This is a genomic window from Oceanisphaera submarina (assembly GCF_046521305.1).
Taxonomy (GTDB): Bacteria; Pseudomonadota; Gammaproteobacteria; order Enterobacterales; family Aeromonadaceae; genus Oceanimonas; species Oceanimonas submarina.
In genome coordinates this window covers 81773-107244 of the sequence record NZ_JBKGFN010000012.1, presented here as the reverse complement: position 1 = coordinate 107244, position 25472 = coordinate 81773, and the positions used below count along the sequence as shown (strand labels likewise).

At 55.8% G+C, this 25472-nt stretch carries 22 protein-coding genes and 1 pseudogene; 16 read left to right on the top strand and 7 right to left on the bottom strand.

Annotation, left to right across the window (positions count from 1 at the left end):
• Positions 1 to 46: 46 nt before the first annotated feature.
• Positions 47 to 2062, top strand: coding sequence for a DNA helicase Rep (gene rep, locus ACLEIV_RS12680; protein WP_410457003.1), 2016 nt, complete (start codon positions 47 to 49; stop codon positions 2060 to 2062).
• Positions 2063 to 2314: 252 nt separating this feature from the next.
• On the opposite strand, the gene ACLEIV_RS12675 is transcribed toward rep, so the two are convergent.
• Positions 2315 to 2692: a c-type cytochrome gene (locus tag ACLEIV_RS12675; protein ID WP_410457032.1), complete on the bottom strand. Its 378-nt coding sequence runs from the start codon at positions 2690 to 2692 to the stop codon at positions 2315 to 2317.
• Positions 2693 to 2999: 307 nt separating this feature from the next.
• On the opposite strand from ACLEIV_RS12675, the gene ACLEIV_RS12670 reads away from it, so the two are divergent.
• Positions 3000 to 3521, top strand: coding sequence for a MarR family winged helix-turn-helix transcriptional regulator (locus ACLEIV_RS12670; RefSeq protein WP_410457002.1), 522 nt, complete (start codon positions 3000 to 3002; stop codon positions 3519 to 3521).
• Positions 3522 to 3692: 171 nt separating this feature from the next.
• A complete protein-coding gene (locus tag ACLEIV_RS12665) occupies positions 3693 to 4313 on the top strand; it encodes a glutathione S-transferase family protein (RefSeq protein WP_410457001.1) in 621 nt (206 codons plus the stop codon).
• Positions 4314 to 4346: 33 nt separating this feature from the next.
• Here the strand turns inward: ACLEIV_RS12665 and ACLEIV_RS12660 are convergent, their stop codons facing one another.
• A complete protein-coding gene (locus ACLEIV_RS12660; RefSeq protein ID WP_410457000.1) occupies positions 4347 to 5255 on the bottom strand; it encodes a DMT family transporter in 909 nt (302 codons plus the stop codon).
• 125 nt (positions 5256 to 5380) lie between these two features.
• On the opposite strand from ACLEIV_RS12660, the gene sbcD reads away from it, so the two are divergent.
• The 4 genes from sbcD to ACLEIV_RS12640 all read left to right on the top strand — a co-directional run bounded on the left by sbcD (position 5381) and on the right by ACLEIV_RS12640 (position 11684).
• Positions 5381 to 6592, top strand: coding sequence for an exonuclease subunit SbcD (sbcD, locus tag ACLEIV_RS12655; RefSeq protein WP_410456999.1), 1212 nt, complete (start codon positions 5381 to 5383; stop codon positions 6590 to 6592).
• Entirely contained in the window at positions 6589 to 9999 is a 3411-nt protein-coding gene (locus ACLEIV_RS12650; protein WP_410456998.1) for an AAA family ATPase, read from the top strand. Before sbcD ends, ACLEIV_RS12650 begins: the two co-directional genes overlap by 4 nt.
• Before the next feature lie 129 nt (positions 10000 to 10128).
• The gene (locus ACLEIV_RS12645; RefSeq protein WP_410456997.1) at positions 10129 to 11073 is read left to right on the top strand and encodes a LysR family transcriptional regulator; all 945 of its coding nucleotides are present in this window, start codon (positions 10129 to 10131) and stop codon (positions 11071 to 11073) included.
• A 98-nt stretch (positions 11074 to 11171) separates the two neighbouring features.
• Positions 11172 to 11684, top strand: a complete 513-nt coding sequence (locus ACLEIV_RS12640; RefSeq protein WP_410456996.1) for a hypothetical protein — start codon at positions 11172 to 11174, stop codon at positions 11682 to 11684.
• 118 nt (positions 11685 to 11802) lie between these two features.
• Here ACLEIV_RS12640 and ACLEIV_RS12635 read toward each other — a convergent pair whose 3' ends face one another.
• Positions 11803 to 13266 carry a DUF3360 family protein gene (locus ACLEIV_RS12635; RefSeq protein WP_410456995.1) on the bottom strand — a complete coding sequence of 488 codons (1464 nt, stop codon included), beginning with the start codon at positions 13264 to 13266 and terminating at the stop codon, positions 11803 to 11805.
• Between the two features lie 230 nt (positions 13267 to 13496).
• Here ACLEIV_RS12635 and ACLEIV_RS12630 point away from each other — a divergent pair, with 230 nt between their 5' ends.
• The 9 genes and pseudogenes from ACLEIV_RS12630 to ACLEIV_RS12590 all read left to right on the top strand — a co-directional run bounded on the left by ACLEIV_RS12630 (position 13497) and on the right by ACLEIV_RS12590 (position 22089).
• Entirely contained in the window at positions 13497 to 14180 is a 684-nt protein-coding gene (locus ACLEIV_RS12630) for a glutathione S-transferase family protein (protein WP_410456994.1), read from the top strand.
• Between the two features lie 76 nt (positions 14181 to 14256).
• The gene (locus tag ACLEIV_RS12625) at positions 14257 to 15540 is read left to right on the top strand and encodes a mechanosensitive ion channel family protein (RefSeq protein ID WP_410457031.1); all 1284 of its coding nucleotides are present in this window, start codon (positions 14257 to 14259) and stop codon (positions 15538 to 15540) included.
• Positions 15541 to 15801: 261 nt separating this feature from the next.
• Positions 15802 to 16574: pseudogene (locus ACLEIV_RS12620) on the top strand (ISAs1 family transposase); the annotation flags it as partial.
• A 738-nt stretch (positions 16575 to 17312) separates the two neighbouring features.
• Complete coding sequence (locus ACLEIV_RS12615) at positions 17313 to 18113, top strand: hypothetical protein (RefSeq protein WP_410456993.1); 801 nt, start codon at positions 17313 to 17315, stop codon at positions 18111 to 18113.
• Between the two features lie 44 nt (positions 18114 to 18157).
• Positions 18158 to 18481 (top strand): hypothetical protein, encoded by a 324-nt coding sequence (locus ACLEIV_RS12610; RefSeq protein ID WP_410456992.1) that lies wholly within the window; start codon positions 18158 to 18160, stop codon positions 18479 to 18481.
• Position 18482: 1 nt separating this feature from the next.
• A complete protein-coding gene (locus ACLEIV_RS12605; RefSeq protein WP_410456991.1) occupies positions 18483 to 19157 on the top strand; it encodes a C39 family peptidase in 675 nt (224 codons plus the stop codon).
• A 24-nt stretch (positions 19158 to 19181) separates the two neighbouring features.
• The gene (locus ACLEIV_RS12600; protein ID WP_410456990.1) at positions 19182 to 19640 is read left to right on the top strand and encodes a hypothetical protein; all 459 of its coding nucleotides are present in this window, start codon (positions 19182 to 19184) and stop codon (positions 19638 to 19640) included.
• Between the two features lie 206 nt (positions 19641 to 19846).
• Positions 19847 to 21094 (top strand): VpsR-related response regulator, encoded by a 1248-nt coding sequence (locus ACLEIV_RS12595; protein ID WP_410456989.1) that lies wholly within the window; start codon positions 19847 to 19849, stop codon positions 21092 to 21094.
• Positions 21095 to 21096: 2 nt separating this feature from the next.
• Positions 21097 to 22089, top strand: coding sequence for a transporter (locus ACLEIV_RS12590; RefSeq protein ID WP_410456988.1), 993 nt, complete (start codon positions 21097 to 21099; stop codon positions 22087 to 22089).
• Positions 22090 to 22168: 79 nt separating this feature from the next.
• Here ACLEIV_RS12590 and ACLEIV_RS12585 read toward each other — a convergent pair whose 3' ends face one another.
• From ACLEIV_RS12585 to ACLEIV_RS12570, 4 genes are all read right to left on the bottom strand, one after another.
• Positions 22169 to 23242 (bottom strand): c-type cytochrome, encoded by a 1074-nt coding sequence (locus ACLEIV_RS12585; RefSeq protein WP_410456987.1) that lies wholly within the window; start codon positions 23240 to 23242, stop codon positions 22169 to 22171.
• Positions 23242 to 23859 (bottom strand): c-type cytochrome, encoded by a 618-nt coding sequence (locus ACLEIV_RS12580; protein WP_410456986.1) that lies wholly within the window; start codon positions 23857 to 23859, stop codon positions 23242 to 23244. Before ACLEIV_RS12580 ends, ACLEIV_RS12585 begins: the two co-directional genes overlap by 1 nt.
• A 129-nt stretch (positions 23860 to 23988) precedes the next feature.
• Complete coding sequence (locus ACLEIV_RS12575; protein WP_410456985.1) at positions 23989 to 24483, bottom strand: M48 family metallopeptidase; 495 nt, start codon at positions 24481 to 24483, stop codon at positions 23989 to 23991.
• A 109-nt stretch (positions 24484 to 24592) separates the two neighbouring features.
• The gene (locus ACLEIV_RS12570; protein ID WP_410456984.1) at positions 24593 to 25471 is read right to left on the bottom strand and encodes a putative metalloprotease CJM1_0395 family protein; all 879 of its coding nucleotides are present in this window, start codon (positions 25469 to 25471) and stop codon (positions 24593 to 24595) included.
• Position 25472 lies beyond the last annotated feature (1 nt).

Sequence of the window (25472 nt, the reverse complement as noted above, 5' to 3'; positions counted from 1 at the left end):
GCGCAGCCGGTAGAATAAGCGGCCCTGTTCAGCTGTCGGAAATGCCATGAAACTCAATCCAGCCCAAGACGACGCCGTGCGCTACATAGCCGGACCCTGCCTGGTGCTGGCGGGCGCCGGCAGTGGCAAGACCCGGGTCATCACCAACAAAATCGCCTATCTGGTGCGCCAGTGTGACTACAAGGCGCGCAACATCGCCGCGGTCACCTTTACTAACAAGGCGGCGCGTGAAATGAAGGAGCGGGTAAGTCAGACCCTGGGCAAGAGCGAAGCCCGTGGCCTGATGGTGTCGACCTTTCACACCCTGGGGCTGGACATCATTCGCCGCGAGCATAAAACGCTGGGCCTGAAGGCCGGCTTTTCGTTGTTTGACGATCAGGATCAGTTGGCGCTGATCAGGGATCTGACCGAGCAGGAATTGGAGGGCGACAAGGAAAAAATCGCCCGTTTGATCAGTACTATCTCCAACTGGAAGAACGATCTGGTGCTGCCACCACGGGCGGCGCGTCTGGCCAACGATCCGGAGCTGGTACTGTTTGCCCAATGCTACGAGCGTTATCAGCGGCAGATGAAGGCTTACAATGCACTGGATTTTGACGATCTGATCCTGATGCCGACTCTGCTGCTCAAGACCAGCGGCGAAGTACGGGCGTTTTGGCAGAACAAGATCCGCTATCTGCTGGTGGACGAATATCAGGATACCAACACCAGCCAGTACGAACTGGTCAAGCTGATTGCCGGCGAGCGGGCTCGCTTTACCGTGGTGGGCGACGACGATCAGTCCATTTATTCCTGGCGGGGCGCCCGGCCGCAGAACCTGGTACTGCTGAAGGAGGACTACCCGAGCCTCAAGGTGGTCAAGCTGGAGCAGAATTATCGTTCCCGGGGCCAGATACTGCAGTGCGCCAATATTCTGATTGCCAATAACCCCCATGTGTTCGAGAAGCAGCTGTTCTCGGAGATGGGCTATGAGGCGCCGGTGCGGGTGCTGTTCGCCAAGAATGAGGAGCATGAGGCCGAGCGGGTGGTGGCCGAGATCATGGGCCACAAGTTCATGAACGGCAGCAAGTTTGGTGATTACGCCATTCTTTATCGAGGCAATCACCAGTCGCGCACGCTGGAAAAAACGCTGATGACCAACCGCATTCCCTACAAGATCAGCGGCGGCACCTCGTTTTTCTCCCGTGCCGAAATCAAGGACATCATGGCCTACCTGCGGCTGCTGGTGAATCCGGATGACGATAATGCCTTCTTGCGGGTGGTGAATACCCCACGGCGGGAAATCGGTCCCACCAGCCTGGAAAAGCTGGGCACCTACGCCAACAACAGAGGCAAGAGCCTGTTTGCCGCCAGCGCTGAACTGGGTCTGGAGCAGACGCTGACCGGCCGTGGTCTGGTGTCGGTGCGCGCCTTCAGCGACTGGCTGGTGCGCCGGGGCGACGAGGCCGCGCGAGGCAACGCGGTGGAAGCGGTGCGCGACATGATCAAGGACATCAACTACGAAGAGTGGCTGTACGAGAGCTCGCCCAGCCCGCGGGCTGCCGAAATGCGCATGCAGAATGTTTCTACCTTGTTCAAGTGGGTCAGCCAGATGCTGGAAGGTTCGGATCTGGACGATGCCATGACACTGCCGCAGGTGGTCACCCGGCTGATCCTGCGCGACATGATGGAGCGGGGCGAGGACGAAGACGATGGCGAGCAGGTACAGCTGATGACGCTGCATTCCTCCAAGGGGCTGGAATATCCCTATGTGTTCATGGTGGGCATGGAAGAAGGCTTGCTGCCGCATCAGAGCAGCATCGATGAAGACAACATAGAGGAAGAGCGTCGGCTGGCCTATGTGGGCATCACCCGGGCCCAGCAGGCGCTGACCTTTACCCTGTGTCGGGAACGACGCCAGTTTGGCGAGCAGATACGGCCCGAGCCCAGCCGCTTCCTGCTGGAACTGCCGCAGCAGGATCTGGACTGGGAGCACAACCGCAAGCCGCCGAGCGAAGGCGAAAGAATGGAAAAGGGCCAGGCCAGCATCGCCAACCTGCGGGCCATGTTCGACAAAAAATAATGCGGTAAGCTGTCAGCTGTAACTCAACTAATCGCCGTTGGGGATGCGGTGGTGTGCTGGCTGCACAAAGCAGTAGCAGGGATTGCCGTAGCCGACCATCAAATGCCAGGGAAGGCATTTGCCGCGCGTCCCAGGGATGGGCTCGAAGCGTGTCGGCGAAGACGGCCCTGCTACTGCTTTTTATTGCAGCCAACAAAAAAGCCGCACTTCTGCGGCTTTTTTATCAATGATGCCTTCAAGGCGTCGTTTTACTCAGATGGCGTCTATCATGTAATCAACGGCGTTGGCAATTTCTTCATCCGAGCAGTTGCCACAGGCACCGCGAGGCGGCATGGCATTGAAGCCATTCAGCGCGTGGTCCAGCAGGGTATCGCGGCCCTTGGCGACACGGGGTCCCCAGGCGGCGGCATCACCCTTGATGGGCGCGCCGGCAGCGCCGGTGGCGTGGCAGGCGGAACAGGCGGCGGTGAACACAGCGTCACCGCTACGCGGCTCGGCGGGTTCGCTGCTGCTTCCGGCGGCGGCGGTATCGACAATGCCTTCCAGATCGGCGGCGGTGTAGACACTGCCTACCGGCTTGGTGCGTTCGGCAACGGCTTCTGGCGACATATCATTGGCGGCGTAGGCCATACCACTCAAAGAGGCAGCGGCAACGCCGGCAAGCAACAGGTTTCTTAACAGGCTCACCTTTTTATTCTCCCAGTTGGCTTATTTATTTCCATTGAATTTCGTTAAACCCACGGAGTATACCCCAAGTGCGGCGGCCATTAAACGGTCGGGTTAAAACCGAGGCAGCCTGCAAAAACCGTATTTGCGACGGCCCGGGATGCATGACAGCCGCGCGGCGACGGAATTCTTTATGTTATTATCAATATCTCTTGATATGAAAATGGCTGCCAGCATAACGGAGCACCCTATAACAATGAATGATAACCACATGCAGAATACCTCTGCCGGCACCGGCGATCAGGTGATGGATCAAATTGACCGCATCGTGACCCTTTGGCGCCGTGTTCGCCCCGATCTGGACTTTGACAGTACCAGGATCATCGGCCGCATCGTGCGGCTCGAATATTTCATTACCCGCCGGGTGTTGCAGGATTTGGCTCATTACGAGCTGAATGTGGGAGAGTTTGACGTGTTGGCGGCATTGCGTCGGCATCCGCCTTCTTTTCAGCTGTCTCCCAACCAGCTGCAGTCCATGGTGCTGATCTCTTCCGGCGCCCTGACTAACCGTATCAACCGGCTGGAAAGCCGTGGCCTGGTCAGCCGGGCCCAGGCGGATCACGATAGGCGCGGTGTGATAGTGACCTTGACCGAACAGGGCTTCAAGGTGGTGGAAGAAGCGGTCGGGCATCACCTGGCTGCCGAGGCCGAGCTGGCTGGCACCCTGTCGAGTGATGAACAGCAACAGCTTGCCGTTTTGTTAAAAAAAATGCTGCTGAAGGTGGAAGACTGAGGCCTGCTTCAACTTTATGACTATCCGGGTGGCAAAGTATGGGCAGGAATATCGCGAATTGTCGTTTTCCTGCTGATACTTAATCGAGGTGCAAGCCGGAGGCTCGGGCCGGCTAGAGACCAAAAATGCAGATTGACCGAGCGGCCTGAGGGCCACCAAGGAGGTTATTGAATGAAGTTATATTACAGGCCTGGCGCTTGTTCACTCGCTCCTCATATCGTGTTGTCCTGGTTGGACATCCCCTATGAACTGGCGTTGGCGGATACCCGGGATCCCGAGTTTCTCAAGATTAACTATCTGGCCGCGGTGCCGGTGTTATTTACCGAAGACATGGGGGCCCTGTACCAGAACAGTGCCATCTTGCGTTATTTATCGCGTTTGCCACAGGGCGAGCATCTGGGGCCGGGTACCGATCCCGTGTTGCAATATCAGTGTGATTACTGGCTGAGTTTCTTCAACACCGATGTTTATCGGGCCCTGTCTCCGCACTTTACTGCCCGGAAATACACCACGGATACCAGTATGGCGGCGCTGGATGCCGTCAAGGCGGCGGTGCCGGCACAGGCTGCGCCCCTGCTGCAGCGGATGGATCATCATCTGGCCAGTCATACCTGGTATATGGATGAGCATCTCAGCATAGTGGATGCCTGTGCCTTCGTGTTTACCTTCTGGGCCACACGAGTGCTACCCGATGGACTGGCTGCCTATCCTCATGTGGCCCGTCACTTTCAGGATATGAAAGACGATCCGGCGGTGCGCCGGGTGCTCGACAAGGAAGGCTTGCCGCTCTAAAACATGGTGCCCTGAAACATGGCGTCTTCATGTTTAATGGCGCCCCACTATCAACAGAGTACCTATCACGGTTGCCAGCGCCCCCAGCCAGGCTCCATTGGCCGGGCGGCGCTTCATGATCAGCCATAGTAACGGCAGCACCAGCACAGGGCTTACCGAACTGAGCATGGCCACCATGCCCACCTCACCATGGCGCAGGGCCAGCAGTATCAGTGTCATACCGACTCCCATCGCCAGAAAGGCATTCAGTGCCACCATGCCGAAGATGGCCCCGTTAATGCGGCGCAAGGGTCTGGCTATCGAGAGGCCACACCACAGCAGCGCCAGGTGAGCCAGAAAGGCGGCACTCATGCGCACCGCCGAGGCCGATACCGGATCTATCGGGTCTATCTCGTTCATCATCACCGGTTTTACCATCAGGGTCGCCACCGACTGACACAAGGCCGATATCAGTCCCAGGGCGATGCCCGGCCAGGGGCTGCCGTTATCCTGCTCCCAGGCGTGGGTTTCATTGCTGCGCCTACCCATGAAAATGGCGGTCATCACGCCCCCCACCAGCAGAAAGCAACCGACCAGAGTCCAGCCTGCGATCATCTCACCGAACACCAGGTAGGCCAGCAGGGCGGAAAACAGCGCATGGGTGGCAAACAAGACCCCTGCCCGGCGAGGGCCGAGTCGGTTCATGGCGGCAAACAGCGCTGTGTCGCCGATAAAAATTCCGATCAGACCGGAAATGGCCATGATACTCAGGCCGTGACCGCTCAGGCTGCTCCAGCCGCCGGTCAGCAAGGCGACCGACCACAACATCAGGCTGACACAGAACATGCGCCAGCGGGAAAAGGCAAAGGCACCCAGGTGGCGGGCCGCATTGGCCGACAGCAGGCTGGCCACGGCCCAGCAGGCCGCCGCCGCCAGGGCGAGATAATCGTATGAAAAGGACATGTATCAGTACAAATCAGCGGGAAAGGGCCAGTCTAGCAAGTTTTACCTCGCCGCCAAGGGAGATTTGCCAGCCATCGGCTTAGCGGGTTTAATAGCGGTCATCGCCGTTACCAACAAGAGTCACCATGCGCATACTGCACACCTCCGACTGGCATCTGGGCCAGCATTTCATGGGTAAAACCCGCTTCGATGAACACCAGGCTTTTTTGCGCTGGCTGGTCGAGCTGGTAAAGGAGCAGGAGGTGACGGCGGTGCTGGTGGCGGGAGACATATTCGATACCGGTACGCCGCCCAGCTATGCCCGTGAGCTGTATAACGGCTTTATCGTCGCACTGCAGCAAACCGGCGCCCAGCTGGTGATTCTGGGCGGTAACCACGACTCGGTCGCCATGCTGAACGAGTCGCGCAGCCTGCTGGGATGCCTGAATGTACAGGTGATACCGGGCATGCTGGACGATGCGGATCATCAGGTACTGGTGCTGCCGGACCGTGACGGCCGGCCGGGGGCGGTATTGTGTGCCGTGCCCTTCATCCGGGCGCGGGAGGTCATGGCCAGCGAAGCCGGGCAAAGCGCCGCCGACAAGCAGCAGGCCCTGCAACAGGCCATCGCCGACCATTACCGGCGGTTGTTCGAGCGGGCAGAACGGCTGCGGCGGCAACTGGCGTTGCCGCTGCCCATCGTCGCCACCGGCCACCTGACCACGGTGGGTGCCAGCAGCAGCGACTCGGTACGGGAGATCTACATCGGTACCCTGGACGCCTTTCCCGCTAGCGCCTTTCCGCCGGCCGATTATATTGCCCTGGGACATATTCATAGACCGCAGAAGGTGGGCGGCCATGAACACATTCGTTACAGCGGTTCGCCCATCGCGCTGAGCTTCGACGAAGTGGGGCAACAGAAAGAAGTGTTGCTGGTCGAGGTGAACGGCGAGGGGCTGCAAAGGGTGACGCCGCTGCCGGTGCCGACCTTTCAACCTCTGGCCAGGGTTCGCGGCAATCTGGAGCAATTGTCGGCAGAGATGAAGGCGGCCGCCGCCGGCCATGAGGCACCCGTCTGGCTGGAAGTGACGGTGAGCGAAGATGATTACCTGAGCGATTTGCAACCCAGGGTGGAGCAACTGGCCGAGGGCTTGCCGCTGGAAATATTAGTGGTGCGTCGGCAACGAGGCCAAAGCGGTGAGGGCCTGACCGCAGAGCAGGGTATCACCCTGAGTGAGCTGACACCGGTGGAGGTATTCGAACGACGGCTGGCACCGGAGCCGCTGGAAGCCGAACGGCAACAGGCGCTGAGCGAGCTGTATCATCAATTGCTGGTGCAGATGGAGGAAGAAGCATGAAGATCCTCAGCCTGCGTCTGAAAAACCTGAACTCCCTGAAGGGGGAGTGGAAAATCGACTTCACCCGGTCGCCGTTTCGGGACAGCGGTCTTTTTGCCATCACGGGCCCCACCGGCGCCGGCAAGACCACGCTGCTCGATGCCATCTGTCTGGCGCTCTATCACCAGACGCCACGCATGAAGAATATCTCCGCCAGCGGCAACGAGCTGATGACCCGCCACACTGCCGACTGCCTGGCGGAGGTGGAGTTCGAGATCAAGGGAGAAGGCTATCGAGCTTTCTGGAGTCAGCGCAGATCCCGGGACAAGGTCGACGGAAAGCTGCAGGCCCCCAAGGTGGAACTGGCCCGCCTCGATGGCACCATTGTCACCACCAAGATCAACGACAAGCTGAATCTGACCGAGCAACTCAGTGGCCTGGATTTCGGCCGCTTTACCAAATCCATGCTGCTGGCCCAGGGCGGCTTTGCCGCCTTTTTACACGCGGACGCCAACGAGCGGGCCGAACTGCTGGAAGAGCTGACCGGCACCGATATCTACGCCCAGATCTCGAAGAGGGTGTTCGAACAGACCCGGGAGCAGAAGGGCGCCCTGGGGCAGCTTGAAGCCCGAGCTCAGGGCATGGAGCTGCTCGGTGACGAACAGCGTCGGCAGTACCAGAGCGATATTGATACCGCCGAGGCCGAATGGCTGTCGCGAGACACCGAACTGCAACAGGCGCAAACGGCCTTGCAGCGCTGGCGAGAGCGTAGGCAAGCCGAACAACGGCTGGCCGAGGCCGGGCAGGCGCAGCAACAAGCGCTACAACAATGGCAACAGGCCGAACCACAATTGACCCGGCTGGCGGCGGCGATACCGGCCGGACGATTGCAGCCCATGTGGCAGCAACTTCAGCACAGCCAGACCCGGCAGCAGCAACAAAGCCGCCAGCTGGCAGACCAGCAGGATGAGCTGCAGCTGCTGACCGAGCGGCGAAATACCCTGTGCTGGCAGGGCTCACAGCTCAGCGGGCAACAGGCACGACAGTTGGAACAACAGCAGCAACAGCTGGCCCGCGAGCTGGAACAACTGGCGCAGGCCATGGCTGCCAACCCGGTGGGGGAGCGGCTGGGGGAATACCTGGCGGGTTGGCGTGCACAGGTGCGTCAGCTGGAAAATCTGCAGGGTGAGCTGCAAGAGCTGGCTCGGGAGCGGCAGCAAGGGTTGCAGCAACAGCACGAGCTGGAGCAGCAACAGGGTCAGCTACAACAGCAATGCGCTGCCGCCGCGGCCGGGGTCGAGCAGGCCGCGGCGGAGGGGCAACAGCAGCAGCAGGCATTAACCCGGCTCCTGGCTGGTCAAACCCACCAGGATCTGCGACATCAGGTACAGGCCCTGCGGAACCAGCAGCCGCTATGGGCCAATGTATTGCGCGCCTGGGAGCAGCAAGCCCGGCAGCAGCAACAGCAAGAGGCGCTGCGTCGGCGCCAGGATGAATGCACGTCACAACTGGCCACGCTCGAACAGCAGCGGAATAAGTCTCGCCAGGACTACAAGGGATTGCAGGAGCAGATCCGCGACAAGGAAACACTGCTGGCGCAGGAGCAGCGCATTCGAGCTCTGGAGCAGCATCGCGAGCGGTTGCAGCCGGGCGAAGCCTGCCCCCTGTGCGGCAGCGAATCGCATCCGGCCATTCAGGCTTATCAGGCGCTGGACGATAGTACCGCACTGAGCCTGGCCGAGAAGAAGCAGCAGCGAGAGCTGCTGGAACAACGAGGGCAGGAACTCAACCGCCAGCTGGCCAGGCTACAGGCTCAGCAAGAGCAGGACCTTCAGCAAGGCCGGCAGCTGGATGAAGCCGCCGCGACGCTGGCCGGGGAGTTGGAAGGCTGTCTGTTGACGCTTGGCATGGCCGAACTCGAAGCCGACGCTCAGCAGCAGGAGATTGGCCACCGTCAGCAATGGCTGCAGGATCTGGAACAACGACAGGAACAGGTGGAGCAACAACAGGAGCGGCTCAACCTGGCTCGGCAGCGGCAACAGGCGGCGGAGAATCAGCAAGGCGCATTACAGCATCAGCGACACCTGTTGGTACAGCAGCTACAGTCGTTAACCCGGCAAGCCGAGCAACAGCAGTTACGTATTCAGCAGCAACAACAGATGCAACAACAGCAGCAGGCGGTGCTGGTGGCGTCGTTGGCGGAGCTGAACTGGCCGGCGCCCTCCGATTGGCAGACTTGGCTTGATAGCCGTGAGCAAGACTGGCAGCTGTGGCGGCAACAACAGCAACGCCAACTGGAACGGCTGGCCGAACAGCAACGGCTGCAACACCAGCAGGTCGAGGCCGAGGCAGCCCGGTGGCAATCGCGCTGGCAGCAACTGGCGCAGGCCGACGGGGCGAAGATAAAGGAGCAACTCAACCCGGGCGAGGCGCTGGTGCAGGTGCAAGAGGAGCTGCACCCGCTGGAGCAGCAGCTTCAAGAGCTCGATGCCGGCATTCGCCTGCAAGGCCGTCAGCTGAACGAGTTGGAGCGGGAGCTGGCGGAGCTGCGCCAGCGCTGGCAGCAGGCGCTGGAGCAGAGCCCGTTCTCCGATGAAGCCGCCTTTCTGACTGCGGTGCTGAGCGATGAGGAACGAGATCAGTTGGAACAGCAGCAACAGCGGCTGAAACAGGCGCTGGACAAAGCGAATACCCTGCTGGAGCAGGCCCGACAACGGCAGGCCGAGCTGGGCGCATTTGATCCGGCAGAGGAAGAGATGCCGTTGGTCGAGCGGGTGGCACAGCTGCAAGCCGAGCTCAGTCGTATACAGCAACATATCGGTGGTCTGCGAGTCAGCCTTGAAGCCGACGCCGAGCGGCGCCAACGCCAGCAGGCGCTGTTTGCCGATATAACGGCTCAGCGGCAACAGCTGCAGCTCTGGGATCAGCTGAACCATCTGATCGGGTCGGCGGACGGCGCCAAGTATCGCCGTTTCGCCCAGGGGCTGACGCTGGAACATCTGGTGCAGCTAGCCAATCAGCGGTTGGTGCGGTTGCACGGCCGCTATCGGCTGGCGCGTAAAACCGGCGGCGAGCTGGAGCTATTGGTGATCGACACCTGGCAGGCAGACGTGGCGCGCGATACCCAGACCCTGTCCGGAGGCGAAAGCTTCCTGGTCAGCCTGGCGCTGGCGCTGGCGCTGTCGGATCTGGTCAGCAGCAAGACCCGTATCGACTCGCTGTTTCTGGACGAAGGCTTCGGCACCCTGGATGCGGAGACCCTCGAGGTAGCGCTGGATGCGCTGGACGCGCTGAACGCCAGCGGCAAGATGATCGGGGTGATCAGTCATATCGAGGCGCTGAAAGAGCGGGTGCCGGTGCAGATCAAGCTGAGCAAGAGCCATGGCCTAGGCCTGAGCCGGCTGGCACCGGAATTTGCGTTTAAATAGAGTGAGGTGAGGAGAAAGGGGATGCCAATAAGCCGGTTTTTACCTCGTGCTTAAACGGTTGTGTCCCTGTTTTTGTACTTCGTTCTTTATTCAAGGCGTTATCTCAAACAGTCAGTGACGGGACCTGCAATGAACATCACCAATCTCGATCAGCTAAGAGCCTTCGTCGCCGCTTGTGAAAGCGGCTCTTTTTCCGCTGCGGCCCGCAGTCTGGGCAAGGTGCAGTCCGTGATCAGCACCCAGATACAGAACCTGGAGCTGGATTTAAACCTGGTCCTGTTCGATCGTGTCGGCAAATACCCGGCGCCGACGGAAGTCGCGCTGTCCTTGCTGCCGCTGGCACGGCAAACCCTGGCGCAGATGAAACGCTTCGAACAGGCGGCGCAGGCCTTTCAGGGCGGCGAGGAAGCCAGCTTCACCATAGTGTTCGAAGAGCTGATCATGCCGGATCGGCTGAACGAGGCGCTGGCCGCCTTCGCCGAACGTTTCCCCTACACCCAGGTGGTGTCGGAAACCGGGGTTAACGAGGCGGTGATCCGCAAGGTGGCGGCGGGTGAGGCGGACTTTGGTTTCGTCGCGGGCCAGGCCGACTATCCGGACGAAGTGGATTTCGCCAATTTGGGGCAGCAACAGGTGCTGATGCTGGCGGCGCCCGAACATCCGTTGGCCCAGTCCCGCGCCACCTCCCTGACGGAGGTGGCCAAACATCGGCAGCTGATGACGGCCTCGGCCAGTGACAACCAGCGCTGGCAGCTGTCGTCCCAGGTGTGGATCTGCGATTCCCTGCTGCAGGCGCTGGAGCTGGCGGGCAAGAATGTCGGCTGGGTCAACGCCCCCTACGAACAGGCGCGTCTGTTTCTGAAAAGCGGCAAGCTGGTGGAGCTGAATGTCACCAATGCGCGCAGTGCCTGGAGCCTGGGCGTGGATCTGTTGTGGTCCAACAAGACGCCAAAAGGCGCCGCGGCCCAGTGGTTCGCCCGAGAAGCCAAACGGTTGTACGGCAATTACTACAGCCAGCCGATCGACACTCCGGCCAATGTCGCCGGATCTATCGCGAACCACGATAGAACCTAACTTTTTCACCGCACAAACCTGATGGATGATGGCCCGGCCATGCATAACGGTGCATGACTTTTATTCTGTGACCCACTTGAAAGCAATGGAGCCTTGCCATGACCTCAGCGGAATACCTGGAACAGATCGACGGATTCGAAGCCCACTACCAGCATGACTGTGGTTACCTGCGCGAGTTTCTGGAGCACTCACCGGAAGGCTACGCCAAACTCGCCGCCTTTATCCCCCTGACCAGCCACAGGGAAGCCCTGAGCGTGGAACAGTTCTGGATCGCCAAGCTGGCGGCGATGCAGGTGGCGGACTGCGGCAGCTGCCTGCAGCTGAATGTGCGCATGGCGCTGGAAAACGGCGTGGCGCCGTCGTTGATCCAGGCGACCATCAATGGCGGCAGCAAACTGGCGGAGCCGCTGAAGGACATTCACGACTTCGCCACCAGTGTGGCTTCCTACCGCTTGGCGGATCCGTTGCTGGAAGCGCGCATCCATGCCCAGCTGGATCACGGCCAGCGCATCGAGCTGGGCGCCTGTATCGCCAGCGCCTTTATCTTCCCGACGCTGCAACGCGCCCTGGGTTATGCCAAGAGCTGCAACCTGATGGAAATCGAGGTGTAGGAGTGGAATGACGGCCGCTTTCCCGCTGTTCGCGTGGTGTGGTGCGGCGTCAACTCACGGCAATAAAAAGAGGCGGAGCACTGCGATGGTGCCCGCCTCTTTTTGGTCGCGTGTTGCTCTAGTGGCCGGTGATCAGCGCCGGTATGCCCGGCAGCATGCCCACGGCGGCCATGATGGTCAGCAGGATGACGAAGGTGACACCGGGGATCACCCAACGGTCGGTTCGGCGCAGTGTCTTGCCGCGCTCCTTGTCGCCAATCAGGCCCAGGTTGTCGAGCAGCATGGTCATGGACCAGCCGAATACCGGGTTAACAAAGGCGGAGGCGAATACCACTATGCCGGCAGACTGGCTGCTGGTGGTGTTGCGGGTCATCTGCATGCCCGCTTCCAGCAGCGGCATGAAGACGCCCACGATCAGCGCGACCCGCAGCACCGGCGCCCACACCGCCAGATCCATGGGGTAACCCCAGAGTGCGGCTATGATGCACATGATGCCGGTCAGCATGGCGCCGGCGGGAATGGGGCGCTTGGCGATGGCGGCGGGGATCATGTAGGTACCCCAGGAAGACGCCAGGTTACCGCCGCCCAGTACGCTGCCTACGGCCTGACGGACCGAGGCGATGCCCATGGTGTCGTCCACGTTCATCAGCACCTTGGTGGCTTTTTTCGGATAGTTCAGTTCCTGGAACACCCGGTGGCCCATGAAATCGGGGGACCACATGGCTACCGCCAGTACGGCGAAAGGCGCCACGCTGACGAAATGATGCAACTCGGGCCAGCCCATCTGCCAGCCGGTGTTTTCACCCCACCAGTAGGAAGGAGAAAGGTGCGGCATACCCGGTTCGGTAACAAATTCGAACGGTGCCCCCAGGGCAATGGCAATCACGAAGGCGATGCCGGAGCCGAGTGGAATGGACAACCAGCGCATTTCCAGTCGGGCCAGCAGGGCATACATGATGATGGTGCTCAGGATTACCGCAAAAGCCACATAGCCCATGTCCAGGCCATTGGCCCAGGCGGTGAGAGCCTTGATCTGGCTGAACAGGCCCACGGCGCCCAGGTAAATCAGCAGGCCACCGCGCACCCCGTCGCTGGTGAGCGCCATCAGCTTGCTGCCGCCCTTGCTGACACTGAGCATCAGGCCGAACAGTCCGACCAGCAGTCCCAGTGCCAGCGGGTGGCCGCCGGAGGCGACGATCAGCGGGATAAGCGGGATCATGGGGCCGTGAGTACCGGCCAGGTTGGCGGTGGGATTGATAAGTCCCGAGAACAGGATCACGAACAGCACGGCGGCGATCAGCATCTCGAAGCGGACGTTTTCCACCACAAAGGCGTCGGACAGCCCCAATGGGCCGGCGAAGGCGGCGACCACGGCAGCCACCATCACGATTTTACCTATGGTGGCAGCAAGGGCGGGTACCAAATCTTCCAGTTCGAAGCTGTAATCCTTGAACGGCAGGTTCAGCCGCCAGCGTTTGGGCGACATGATCGACAGCTCATGCTCCAGATAGGCGGCACGGCTGTCGAAGTCGCGGCGGGGTTTGCGTTGCTCGCGATAGCTCGGGTTGTTGGGTTGTGACACGGGATTCTCCTTGATGATGACCATCTCAATGGTGTCATTGCGGAGACCATGATATGACTTGTTATCGAATTGTTATATTCGACATAAGTCTTAATCCCCCGGCTCTAGCGGCACTGGGGCGAAGGGAGCTTGTCTGCGGCGTAGATAAAGCGGATGACAGCCGCTATGTTGGTGTTTTGAACTCTCGTTTTCCGACTCCGGATAATGAATGCTTTCAAAGGAGGCATGGCGTGATACAGCTGCATCATCTGAACAATTCCCGCTCCCAGCGAATCCTCTGGCTGCTGGAAGAGCTGGGCCTGGACTACGAGATCAAGCACTACCGGCGCGATACAGGCACCCAGCTGGCACCCGAGAGCCTGCGGCGAGTGCACCCGCTGGGCAAGGCGCCGGTGCTGATCGACGGCGGCATTACCCTGGCCGAGTCCGGTGCCATTATCGACTATCTGGCGCAGACCTATGGCCGGCAGACCCTGTTGCCGATACATAATACCCCCGACTGGTGGGATTATGTGTACTGGCTGCACTATGCGGAAGGATCCTTGATGCCGCCGCTGCTGATGCGCCATGTGTTCGACAAGGTACAGCAGGCGTCGGTGCCGTTTTTTGTCCGGCCCATCGTAAATAGAATAGTGGCGGGGGTAGACAAGGCCTTTCTGTACAATCAAATGAAGACCCATTTGAATTTTGTAGCCGACCATCTGTCCTGTCATGATTGGTTTGCCGGCAATCGTTTCGGCGCGGCCGACATCCAGATGAGCTTTCCGCTGGAGGCCGCCATGCACAGGAGTGAGCTCGCCGACAGCTACCCCCGACTCCGGGCCTATGTTTCTGATCTGCAGGCCCGGCCTGCGTATCTGCGCGCCTTGAAAGCCGGAGGCTCCTATCTTTACGGCCCCAAAGGCGAAGTTTGATAGTGATGCTAATAGCCTTTAGCATATCGGCCTGACTGTTACTAAACGGAAAACCATGATGGACGAGGTAAAAGACCTGAAGGGGCTGATCATGCCCTGGCTGGACACGCATGTTCCTCAATTCTCGGCCCTGGCCTATACCGCCGCCGTCTTGCTGCTCATCATTATCATCTCGGCGGCGATCCACTTCGTCCTGCATCGAGTGGTGCTCAAATGGGTGGAGGGGCGTGCCAGAGGCTCTCGGCAGCTGTGGCGACAGGCGTTTTTCGAGCGTAAGCTGTTCAACCGGCTGGCGCTGACCCTGCAGGGGATCATCATCTACACGCAAGCCGGGCTCTGGCTCGACGGCGATGGCCTGTCGTTGCCCGTTATCCAGACGGCGGCGCACCTGTGGATCCTGCTCTATGGCCTGTTGTCGCTGTTTGCGCTGCTCGATGCCCTGCTGGATATCTTTCGGCAGCAGCCGGCCATGCGCACCTTTCCGCTGCGAGGCATCTTTCAGAGCCTCAAGCTGATCGCCAGCATATTTATCGGCCTGCTGATCATCTCGACCCTGATAGGCAAGTCGCCCCTCATCCTGCTCAGCGGCCTGGGCGCCATGACGGCGGTGTTGATGCTGGTATTCAAGGATCCCATTCTCGGCCTGGTGGCCGGTATCCAGCTCTCGGCCAACGACATGCTGTCGGTAGGGGACTGGCTGGAAATGCCCAAATACGGTGCCGATGGTGCCGTGATCGACATAGGCCTGACCACGGTCAAGGTGCAAAACTGGGATAATACCACTACCACGATTCCCACCTATGCGCTGATTTCCGATTCTTTCAAGAACTGGCGTGGCATGAGCGAGTCGGGCGGGCGTCGCATCAAGCGCAGCCTGCTGATCGACAGCAGCAGCGTGCGCTTTCTGAATGAAGAGGATGTGGCTCGCCTGCAGCGAGCTAGGCTGCTGGCGCCGTATCTGGAGCAGAAGGTGCAGGAAGTCAGTCGCTATAACAGCGAGCAGCAGCTGGATCTATCGTCACCGGTCAACGGCCGGCGGCTGACCAACCTCGGTACCTTTCGTGTCTACCTCGACGCTTTTTTGAAGAGTCATCCGCGCATCCACCAACAGATGACGCTGATGGTACGCCAGCTCGACCCCACCCCCAACGGCATACCGATGGAGATTTATGCCTTTACCAACACCACCAGCTGGGTGGAATACGAAGGTATTCAGGGAGATATATTCGATCATGTGTTTGCGGTGCTGCAGGAGTTCGGCCTGCGGGCGCATCAGTCCCCTACCGGATACGACATGCGATCGCTGGGGCGATCGGCTACCGGTGACGTTGAGCAGGAAAGCATCCGTAGGGTGGGGTGAAGTGACATGAAATAAAAAGGGCAAATGGGTAATACCATTCACTTAAGGATCCATTGGTTGCTCCTGCACAACTGACAAAATCCGATGATCACAGATTATTGGATTTTTTATGTGTCATTCAGGCGAGCTTACTTGGACTTCTTTTAATCGCACCGTTGAATTTCATAGCTTGACAGCCTAGAAATCCCCCGTTTTCATTCCTCAAATAATCCCGAAGATCCTTTTGTACCAGCGGTGAGCTGATTGCCATTGATGGGGATCTCTTACCATCGAGATGACAGACTGTCTGCCATCCATATGGTCCGCGCCTTTGCCTGCACCAGCGAGGCGGCCATGGGCCAGTTGAAGCCGATGCCAAGTCGAACGAAATTACCGCCATTCCGGCGTTACTCAAGCTACTGGATATCAAAGGATGTCTGGTCTCCATCGATGCCATGGGCTGTCAGACCGATATCGCCAGCACCATCGTCAAGCAAGGTGGAGACTAGCTGTTGGCGGTTAAAGGTAATCAGGAGCTGCTGCATTGCGCAGTTCAGCGTGCGATCAAGCCACTTCATTCGACAGCAACCGACCCGGACAATGTGACGGTGGAAAAGGCCATGGGCGCATTGAAGTCAGAGAATATCATGTGCTGCCTGCTGATAACGTGGCCAGCGACTTCCCGGAGTGGACGGGCTTGAAAATACTGGGCGTAGCCATCGGCTATCGGCTGGAAAAATCAGGAAAACAGTCCCTCGAGTATCGCTACTACATCTGTTCGGCAGGCTGGACAAGGCTCGCTTCGCTGCCGCTGTGCGGGGACACTGGCGTATCGATGGATGCAGGACGTATCGATAAACGAAGATAATTGCCCTATTTATCGGGGTGAGGCGGCTTAAACCCTGGCTTGCATGCGGCATTTGGTGCTGAATATGTTTCGAGCCGAAACCACGAAAAAGGCCAGTATCCGGCGAAAACAGAAGATAGCGAGTATGAGCAGCACCTATCTGGAGCAAGTGCTTATCGCAGGTTTTGGCTCAATGGGTGAAAAATGAACACACGTGCTCTCACCCTGCTCGAGGAACGAAGCCGTTGTCGCTCTGAAATCAGGTCATCTGGTCGACTGGAAAACCACGTCTGGCTACTAGTCAGTGGTCGCTGGCGAAAACGGAGATGTCCCGACACAAGCCGTTGATGAGCCTCCCGTTGAGCTTGCGTAACTACCACAGCCAAGCCGATGAAATTCTGGCCGGGGTTAAGGTGATGAACAAAGCCACCGGATCCGGTATGCCTGTTTGCCAGCAAGTCAGTTAAAACCGGAAAGCCCTGCGGGAACAGGCTTTCCGGGGCTTATTCATTCACAACGTCTGCTTAAGAATTTGGTTATGTATACCCACCTCGTCGTTACAGATCTGAAGGTTCCCTCCAATCGGAAAAGGGGGATAATTGATTCTTTTTTGATGTGTGATGTGCTAGTGAACACTATAAAATTGATTCTTATCAAATACTTGCCGTGATGATTGTTATGCTGTTCTTTACAGAACCAGGAGTGATTAAGGCTGGACTAGAGCCTGATGTCTTAAAGATGAGACACTGTATTTCTTATTTCCATTTTTATTGTTTTTTATATATCAAACTTGTCGGCCCTTAATCACCCTTGCTACACCCCATTTTCCCTCCTCCACTAACCTTTAAGTCAGGGTTAAACAACAAATGAAACCCTAATCTCCGTCAAGATATATGGGCGGAGAAATAACTAGACACTTATTTAATTAAGAGAAGAGGGAATTTTTATGTCTATGCAAAAGAAAACTTTAGCAGTTCTGGTTGCCTTGTCCGTAGGTGCTTCCTTTGGTGCAGCAGCAAATGGCTGGGGCGGTGGCGGCACTGAATATAATGATGATGGTAGTCATAACACCAATTATGACGGTAATCAGGCTAACGACAAAAGTGTGGTCGTTGATGTTGACAAGACCTATGTCAAGAAAACAAAAATCGACGTTGACGTTAATAAGACAGACATAGATCTTGATTATAAATTCATCAGCGTTAAGAAAACGACTGCCATTAACAAGCAGTCTAACTTTACTATCCAAAAGGGCTATACCGGAGATACCAAATCCAAGTCGGATGTACATGCCGGCTCGGTTGCTGTGAGCGGCAACTATGCTGATGCCGACCAGAGAAGTGCCAACCTTGGTACCGGCCTTGGCCTTGGTCTTGGCTTGGGAGTAGGTGTTGGCCTGGGTCACGGCGAAGGTGGTGACGGTGGTAATGCCTTGGGTTTGGGTCTTCTGGGTTTGGGCTTTGGTTTCAATGACGCCGATGGCGTAGGCCTTGGTGCTGGTACAGGCCTTGGTGCTGGCGTGGGTGCCGGTGCAGGTCTTGCAAAACAGATGTCTGATCAGGATCTGGATCAAAAAACTCGAGCCGATGCTGCAACTAATGTCTGGTCGGTATCTATGATTCGCTCCGGCAACAATACCGTAGGTAACACAGGTGCAACTCACGGTATTAATACTCAACAGGCGATTTCTGGACAAAGCGCCATGGGTCAGCAAAGTGTAAACGTGAATGCCAGCGTACAATTCTAATCTTTATGCCGGCCCTAGGGCCGGCTTATTTTAAGGAGGGAGGTATGAAAAGATTAATATTGTTGTCGGCTTTTTTGAATTTTTCTGTCTTTGCCGCTCAAGACTTGGATATGCTACCTATTGCTGATAATAGTCTTCTGGATGGAAGCAGAGGCATGGCCAATTTAATTGATCAGGATAATATAACAGGACAAGGAGGGGCCATAGTGGGAAATGACATGTCTGGCGCCATTGTATTGACCGGAGCTAATAATATATCGCCTGGCGCCTTGGCTGGAACCAATGGTATTGTTATGGTTAACCTGTCGTCTGGTAATAACAACATTACCAATATGAGTACATCTGTTAACATAGTGTCGGCCAGATAACATGAAAAAATTATTGTTACTGTTGGTATTATTTCCAGTGGTGAGTTTTGCATTGAACTTGCCAGGAGCTGGTGGGGGGCACTTGAGAGTGCCGGTCAAGAGCTTTGGTGAAATAAAATTTGGTGAAGTTGTTAAGCAACAGTATGACTTTAGTTGTGGTTCTGCGGCTTTGGCTTCTTTACTTACGCATCATTACGGCATGCCATTCACCGAAGCAACGATTTTTGAGGAGATGTTCAAATTTGGAGACAAGAAAAAAATAGAAGAAAAAGGCTTTTCCATGCTGGATATGAAGAATTTTTTAGCCAGAAGAGGGCTTAAAGCGGACGGCTATCAGTTGACAAGGGACGATGTAACCAAACTGGGCATACCATCAATAGCCTTGGTTAACTACAATGGGTATAACCATTTCGTGGTAGTTAAAGGCGTAATGGATGATACGGTACTTATAGGTGATCCTTCAATAGGGTTGCATATAATGGATGGTGATGAATTTGATAAAAGCAGTAATGGTATATTTCTCTTTATCAGAGATAATACCGAGTTTGCAAAATCAAGTTTTAATCAAAAAGAAGATTGGGATCACTCTGCGCCTAGTGCGCCGTCGAGAATGGCCCTTATGCAGCGGCTTCCTCATCTGACAGACTTGATGTTACCATCGGAATATGATTATTGAATGTTAATGTTTAGTGAGGTGATAATGATGAAATGGCTGATGGTAATAGTTTTTTTTATTCCTGCTATAGCCTTTTCGAAAAGTTATGACGTTTCTCTTGACAATGCGCCAGTCTTGTCGGAAAGCATATTGGAACAGCAGCGAGGCGGCTTCTCTTGGAGTGGCGCAAACTACTCAATAGGGTTGAAAATGGAGGCAATGGTTAATGGTAAGAACGTATTTTTCAGTAATATGTTCAACATGGACAGACATAGCCCGCACCCCCAGGTAATAAACAATATCTCTGGTGCTGAAGGCTTGAAAATCACGCCTCTAATCGGGAAGGGTCAATTAGGTTACATTGTTGAGAATTCGGGTAATGGTATCAGAACTGATGTTACCTTGAATATTGATGTTGTTACCCCTATCAATATTAATGCTTACAGAGAGAGTCAGAGAGTATCGAGCAGGGTCAGAAATGCAATGAGACAGGCAGGATATTGAAATTGAAATTTAATATATAACCCCGACAAGATGGTTGCAGATCCTGTCGGGGTCTTCGTGAGTGGTTACCTTTCATCTTTGTGCTCTTGTTGATTTTTTTTGTTTCTTTTCAATTGGTTGTGGTTATTTTTTTTCGTTTTCCCGTGATTGCCCAGTTCTGTTCTATAGTGATAGACATCATTGGATGGTGAAGGTGGCGGTGCAAGATGGCCTTAGAAAGGGAGATTCTGGTTCTTCAGTACTCTTCTGGTTTGCGAGTGTTGGGCAGCCAGCATTCCAACTGGACCTTGGTGAGGTATAAGAGTCTGGAAGCTGCAGGGTTGTACCTGGATAATTCTGAAGCATCAATTGGCATCATCGACTGTAGCGGAGCAGAACAACCCGATACCAAATTAGAACGTTGGCTCGATAGCTACAAGGGGGTGTCGTGGATTGCTGTGCTGTCAAAATGTCAGATTTTTAGAAAAGAGTGGCAGGTTTTTGTGACTACTCACTGTTATGACTATCACACTACCCCAATATCAGAAGATAAATTATTTGTTACTATAGGCCGAGCTTATGGTATGACAAATCTTAAAAACAACTTGAGTCTGTCATTTCAGCGAGGGGAGGTAATAGGAAGGCATGATAACTTTAAAAAATCCTTGCGATATCTTCATCGTTACTCGGGGGGAGGCGTCACTCTCTCTGGCGAAGAAGGAACGGGTAAGCGTTTACTTGCTAAAACATGGGCTAATTTGAAAGGATATCGATTTTTAGATTTTAGCGTAAATAGTCATGAGCCTGATGATTATCTATCTATATTAAACCTTGACTTGCAAAATGACCCTAATGGCTCCATTTGCTTTTGTATTAACAGTGTTGAATGTTTACCACAATACATTCAACACCATATCTGTAGTTTTTTTTCAAAAAATAAAACCAGGTTGAATGTTTGTGAGTTTATTTTCTGCTGCGGCTTGCGCTTTGATGAAATAGATGAAGCTGGTGTGTTTTCCCCGGACTTCCTGATGTTGCTGAAAAAGAACTGGATAGACATACCGCCGTTAAGAGACAGAGGCCAGGATAAACTTGTTCTAGCAAAATACTATCTTTATAAGTTAAGTCGAGAACAAGAGAAAAGGCTATTGGGTTTTTCCAGTGATGCAGAACAAGCCATAGTAAAATATGACTGGCCTGGTAATGTAACTGAGCTTATTGAAAGAGTCGTTATCGGTGTGTCTTCTTGTGAAGAAAACTATTTAAATGCAGAGCTAATGGGGTTGGAAGAAAAATTGTCTCCAGAGGAATACACTAACTTGAGCCTAAGAAAAGCAAGAGAGGAGGCGGAAGCGATTGCGATAAAGAGAGTGCTTAATCTGGTGTCGGGCCGTCCAGGGAGGGCTGCCGAGTTGCTTTGCATTTCCAGGGCTTCGTTGCATCGATTGATAGCAAGATATGGAATCAGGAGATAAATATGAAAAAAAGGATAATATCTGCCGGCTTGCTGCTCTCTGTAGTAGGTACAGTACAGGCACAAGAGAGGCAGGTTGTTGATACCGTGGCCAGCGCTCTCGAGACTCAGGGGTTAATGACGCCTAAAGGTCGATTCGAAATAGAGCCCTCATTCAGTTACTCACAAAATACTTCTAATCGTATTTCTATCCTTGGTTTTACCCAAGTGCCAGCCCTGCTTGTCGGGATTATAGAGGCGGAAGATGCTGATTTGACTACTTTTACCTGGGCCTTGGCTGCGCGTTATGGCTTGACTAATCGCATTGAGCTGGAGCTAAGGGTGCCTGTGGTTTATCGCCATGACTCCATTACCAAGCGAATACCCGGTTCGGGGAGTAATGGAGATGAAACAACCACCCTGACCCCTAGCGGCGGTGGCCTGGGCGATGTCGAAGCAGCGGTACGGTACCAGTTTAATCTGGAATCGATTCCTTTCTGGATAGGTGGCTTAAGAGTTAAATCTGACACCGGTGAGTCGCCATTTGATCAAACTCTCGACGTCAACGGTATTTTCACCGATCCACCAACCGGCTCGGGGGCCTGGTCACTTGAGCCCAGCTTGACCATGATCTATCCGCTGGATCCGGCCGTACTGTTTGCTACTGGTGGCTACACCTGGAATATGGAAGCGGATGCCGGTGTGGATATAGATTCTAGCAATGGTAGTGCCGGTAATGACAAGTATGATCTGGGTGACAGTTTCTTCTTGGGTATGGGGATGGGATTTGCCGTTAATAACCGTCTGTCATTCAGTCTTGGATTTAACCACAGAACCGTGTTTGAATCATCGGTAAACGGTAATAAATCGGGCGAGGTATTGCAGTTGGACAGTCTGACCACCGGTTTTTCTTTGGCCATCAATGACAAGACATCAGTAAATATGAGTTTACAGGCTGGTTTAACGGAAGATGCACCGGACGTACAGCTGAATTTTGGCATGCCCATTATGTTTTAATATAAATACTAAAAACAGTTAACGGACAATAAAAAGGCCGGAGATCCGGCCTTTTTATTGCTTGTATGTTAACAGGGTTTTACTGTGGCTTGTTGGGATGGTTGGGGTAGCTTGCGGTACCCAGTACCTTGCCTTCGACTTCGGTGCCGTAATAGCTCTTGCCACCGTGGTACTGCTCACGGGTCTTTTCCAGATCGCCGTGATTACGGGGGTCCTGCGGGCGTTCCCGAGTGTCCAAGTACATGGCCACGTCCCAGGCCTGCTGATCGGTGAGCTTGCCGGGCTGACCCAGCGGCATGTTGCGCTTGATGAAATAGGCGGCGGTGTTAACGCGTTGCATGCCTGCACCCCAGTTGTAGGTCTGTGGGCCCCACAGCGGCGGAAACACATAATGACTGTTTACCTGTTGGCCTTCACCGTTGGTGCCGTGACACACCGAGCACTCCTGTTCATAGACCGCCTTGCCACGGGCGATGTCCGGGGCCAGCTCCGGCTCGTCTATCTTGGGATAACCGCGACCGGGCAGTTCGGGCTCTTTGCTGCCACCCGCATCCAGGTAGGCCTGCATGAAAGGGAAGTCGTCGCGCTTTCCGCCCTTGAGCAAATCTTCATCGCTGGGGACCGTCATAGCGGCTGGGTCGAAGTTTTCACCGGTCAGGGTACCCTGAGCTAGCCAATAGGCGTAGGCAGATAAGTCCACTAGCGCCGGATCACCCAGCTCGGGCGGGGTACCGTTCATGGAATACATGAAACAGCCCTGGATCCGCTCCTGATAGTCGTTGATCTTGTTGTTTTTCTTGCGGAAGGCCGGATAACTCATATAAGCAGCCCAGAGTGGTGCGGCGTTTTCCTTTTTGCCGGCATCCATATGGCAGTTGATGCAGTTAAGGCCGTTGCCCACGAACCGGGGGGCCAGAGACTGGGTATTGACGAAATATTGATAGCCTCGAACGACTCTTTCACCAAATTCGCCGGCCGGCAGCTTGTCCCAGCTGGGAGGAAGGGGATGTTCGCTGGCAGCCTTGTCGACCGGCAGTTCATCCTGCACGGCAAGCTTGTCGGGATGTGCGGCCTGAACGGAACCAACAGCCTGGGCAGAGCCGGTGGCAGCCAGCGACAGGCCGAGTAACAGGGAAGAAGACAGTTTCATCATTATTTTGCTCCCACGCTGGCGAAGTAGCTGGCAACGGCGGTGATTTCTTCCGCCGTCAATTTATTGGCCACCGACGCCATCAGGCCGTGGGTGTCGCCGCTGCGGGTACCGGCCTGCCAGGCTTTGAGCTGGCTTTCGATATAATCGGTATGCTGGCCGGCCAGTCGGGGAAAAGCCTCGCCTACACCTACACCTACGCCTTCGGGGCCGTGACAGGCCACACAGCTGGGCAGGTCACGCTGCCAGTCCCCCAGATATGCCAGCTTTTCTCCGCCGGTCATGTCTTGAGGTGGCTTCTGACCGCGAAAGGCGGGGGCGTCGGGCAATTCAACCGGCAGGCTGGCAAACCATTCGCTGGTGGCCTTGATACCGGCATCGTCCAGCATCATGGCCATGGGCTGCATGATGGCGTTATTGCGCTCGCCGGACTTGAAGTGCTGCAACTGGGCAGTCAGATAGGGTGCCGGCATGCCGGAGATGGAGGGGGCGAGATTAGGTATGCCGAGCCCGTTGGCCTGGTGACAGCTGACACACACCGCAGCCTGAGGCGGCATTTCGGCCGTGGCCGGTAACGCATTTATGGCCAGGGCACTGGCCAACAATACCGATTTTTTCATAGTTGTGATCCTGACGTTATGCTTCCTCGTGTATTCTAGAAGTGTGGTGAGTGGGGTGATATACGTATATTCCACATAACCCAGGTAAATGTGGCCTGAGAGGTAAATTTGACCCATTAGGGGTCGACTTCATATCTCTCGTTCCCGCCACTGCAACCATAGCCGGGTGTCCAGCTCAAGCTGATGGTAACCGGACTCCATATGGCAGCATAGTTGGTAGAAGGCCTTGTTATGATCCTTTTCCTTAAAATGAGCCAGCTCGTGTACCACTATCATGCGTAAAAATTCCGGCGGCGCCTCCTTGAACAGGGCGGCTACGGTAATGCTGTTGTGGGCCTTGAGTTTGCTGCCCTGTACCCGAGACTGATAGGTATGCATGCCCAGGGCGTGTTTGAGTACATTGAGCTTGCTGTCGTAGCGCACCTGGCTTAAAGGCGGGCTCTTGCGCAGGTACTGGCTTTTCAGGCCGTTGATATAGCCATACAAGGCCTTGTCATTCTGGATCTGGTGTTGGTGTGGGTACTTGCGTTCGAGGTAATCTCCCAGTCGGCCGCTGGTGAGCAGTTCACCTGCCTGGAGCTGGATTTGTTCCGGATAACCGGTCAGGTATTTTAGGGAATTCATGCCGTGCCTCGTGCTGACTGAACTGGTGGCGATTATAAAGCGGAAGTATCGGCGTGTCCGGATGTGATGTAGAGCCTGAGATATACAGTCGGTGATGCGAGACGATGCTTCAGGCCAGCTTTAACAGACTGCGGGAGTCGGCCTGGGCGGCTTTGCCATATGCACCGGCAATGACCTGATTTCTGAGTGCCATTTGTCCGGCGACATCGGCGGCCGCCGAGTACGGGTGGGCCTGGGTGAGATCGTCGCTGGCCTGGGTCGAAGCGACTTTATTTCTGTTGCTTTCCGCTTGAGACTTATGCTCTGAGGATCCTTGCTGCAGCTCGGCCTGAGCCTCGAGAATATATTGTTCGGCGCGAGCGGCGACGGCCTTGTCGGCCTGAGAGGGTTCAGCGGGAGCCAATGCTGCCGCCTTGATCTGTTGCATCTTGTCTATGGTGGCGGCCGGGTCGTCGGCGACGGGGGAAAGATCCACCTGCACCTCACCGGCTACCGCATATTGTTTGCCGTCGGGGCCGGTTTCGTATTCATAGCTGGGCGCACCCGCATGCTGGCCACCCACACCGGCGTGCTGCTGTTCGTGCAGCCGTACTTCCCGATCCCTCAACTGCAGCGCCTGCAATAGTTCTTCCTGCTCCGGCGACAGTGCCTCATGGTCTTGTTCGGCGGTTTTCTCGGCTTTTTCCTTGGCAGTGATGGTTTCGGCCTGTGTCTCTTTGCCGGCTTCGGCTTCGTCATTGGCTGGCTGATCACCTGCCGTCCTGTGCGGCTCTTGGCCGGCTTGTGCCGCATCGTCATTGCGGGAGCGGCCAAAGCGGTCGTACAGCTTGTGCCGGGCATCCTGTTGCTGACGATCCGCGGAGGTAAAGCTATCCATCGTTTCGACGGGGGCAATGAGGGCGCGCTGGTCGTGCTCTTGCGTAACCTGGCGGAGGGGAGGCGACGCGGCAAAGGCCGAAAATTCGGGCAGTGAAGTACCAAGCTGCATG

Bases quoted from the DNA above. Each gene is read 5' to 3' on its own strand.
- ACLEIV_RS12640 (WP_410456996.1), top strand. From the start codon at position 11,172: ATGACCTCAGCGGAATACCTGGAACAGATCGACGGATTCGAAGCCCAC.
- ACLEIV_RS12600 (WP_410456990.1), top strand. From the start codon at position 19,182: ATGATGAAATGGCTGATGGTAATAGTTTTTTTTATTCCTGCTATAGCC.
- ACLEIV_RS12590 (WP_410456988.1), top strand. From the start codon at position 21,097: ATGAAAAAAAGGATAATATCTGCCGGCTTGCTGCTCTCTGTAGTAGGT.
- ACLEIV_RS12570 (WP_410456984.1), bottom strand. From the start codon at position 25,471: ATGCAGCTTGGTACTTCACTGCCCGAATTTTCGGCCTTTGCCGCGTCG.
- ACLEIV_RS12580 (WP_410456986.1), bottom strand. From the start codon at position 23,859: ATGAAAAAATCGGTATTGTTGGCCAGTGCCCTGGCCATAAATGCGTTA.
- ACLEIV_RS12650 (WP_410456998.1), top strand. From the start codon at position 6,589: ATGAAGATCCTCAGCCTGCGTCTGAAAAACCTGAACTCCCTGAAGGGG.
- ACLEIV_RS12645 (WP_410456997.1), top strand. From the start codon at position 10,129: ATGAACATCACCAATCTCGATCAGCTAAGAGCCTTCGTCGCCGCTTGT.
- ACLEIV_RS12595 (WP_410456989.1), top strand. From the start codon at position 19,847: ATGGCCTTAGAAAGGGAGATTCTGGTTCTTCAGTACTCTTCTGGTTTG.
- ACLEIV_RS12575 (WP_410456985.1), bottom strand. From the start codon at position 24,483: ATGAATTCCCTAAAATACCTGACCGGTTATCCGGAACAAATCCAGCTC.
- rep (WP_410457003.1), top strand. From the start codon at position 47: ATGAAACTCAATCCAGCCCAAGACGACGCCGTGCGCTACATAGCCGGA.
- ACLEIV_RS12670 (WP_410457002.1), top strand. From the start codon at position 3,000: ATGCAGAATACCTCTGCCGGCACCGGCGATCAGGTGATGGATCAAATT.
- sbcD (WP_410456999.1), top strand. From the start codon at position 5,381: ATGCGCATACTGCACACCTCCGACTGGCATCTGGGCCAGCATTTCATG.
- ACLEIV_RS12610 (WP_410456992.1), top strand. From the start codon at position 18,158: ATGAAAAGATTAATATTGTTGTCGGCTTTTTTGAATTTTTCTGTCTTT.
- ACLEIV_RS12605 (WP_410456991.1), top strand. From the start codon at position 18,483: ATGAAAAAATTATTGTTACTGTTGGTATTATTTCCAGTGGTGAGTTTT.
- ACLEIV_RS12675 (WP_410457032.1), bottom strand. From the start codon at position 2,692: ATGGCCTACGCCGCCAATGATATGTCGCCAGAAGCCGTTGCCGAACGC.
- ACLEIV_RS12665 (WP_410457001.1), top strand. From the start codon at position 3,693: ATGAAGTTATATTACAGGCCTGGCGCTTGTTCACTCGCTCCTCATATC.
- ACLEIV_RS12660 (WP_410457000.1), bottom strand. From the start codon at position 5,255: ATGTCCTTTTCATACGATTATCTCGCCCTGGCGGCGGCGGCCTGCTGG.
- ACLEIV_RS12585 (WP_410456987.1), bottom strand. From the start codon at position 23,242: ATGATGAAACTGTCTTCTTCCCTGTTACTCGGCCTGTCGCTGGCTGCC.
- ACLEIV_RS12615 (WP_410456993.1), top strand. From the start codon at position 17,313: ATGTCTATGCAAAAGAAAACTTTAGCAGTTCTGGTTGCCTTGTCCGTA.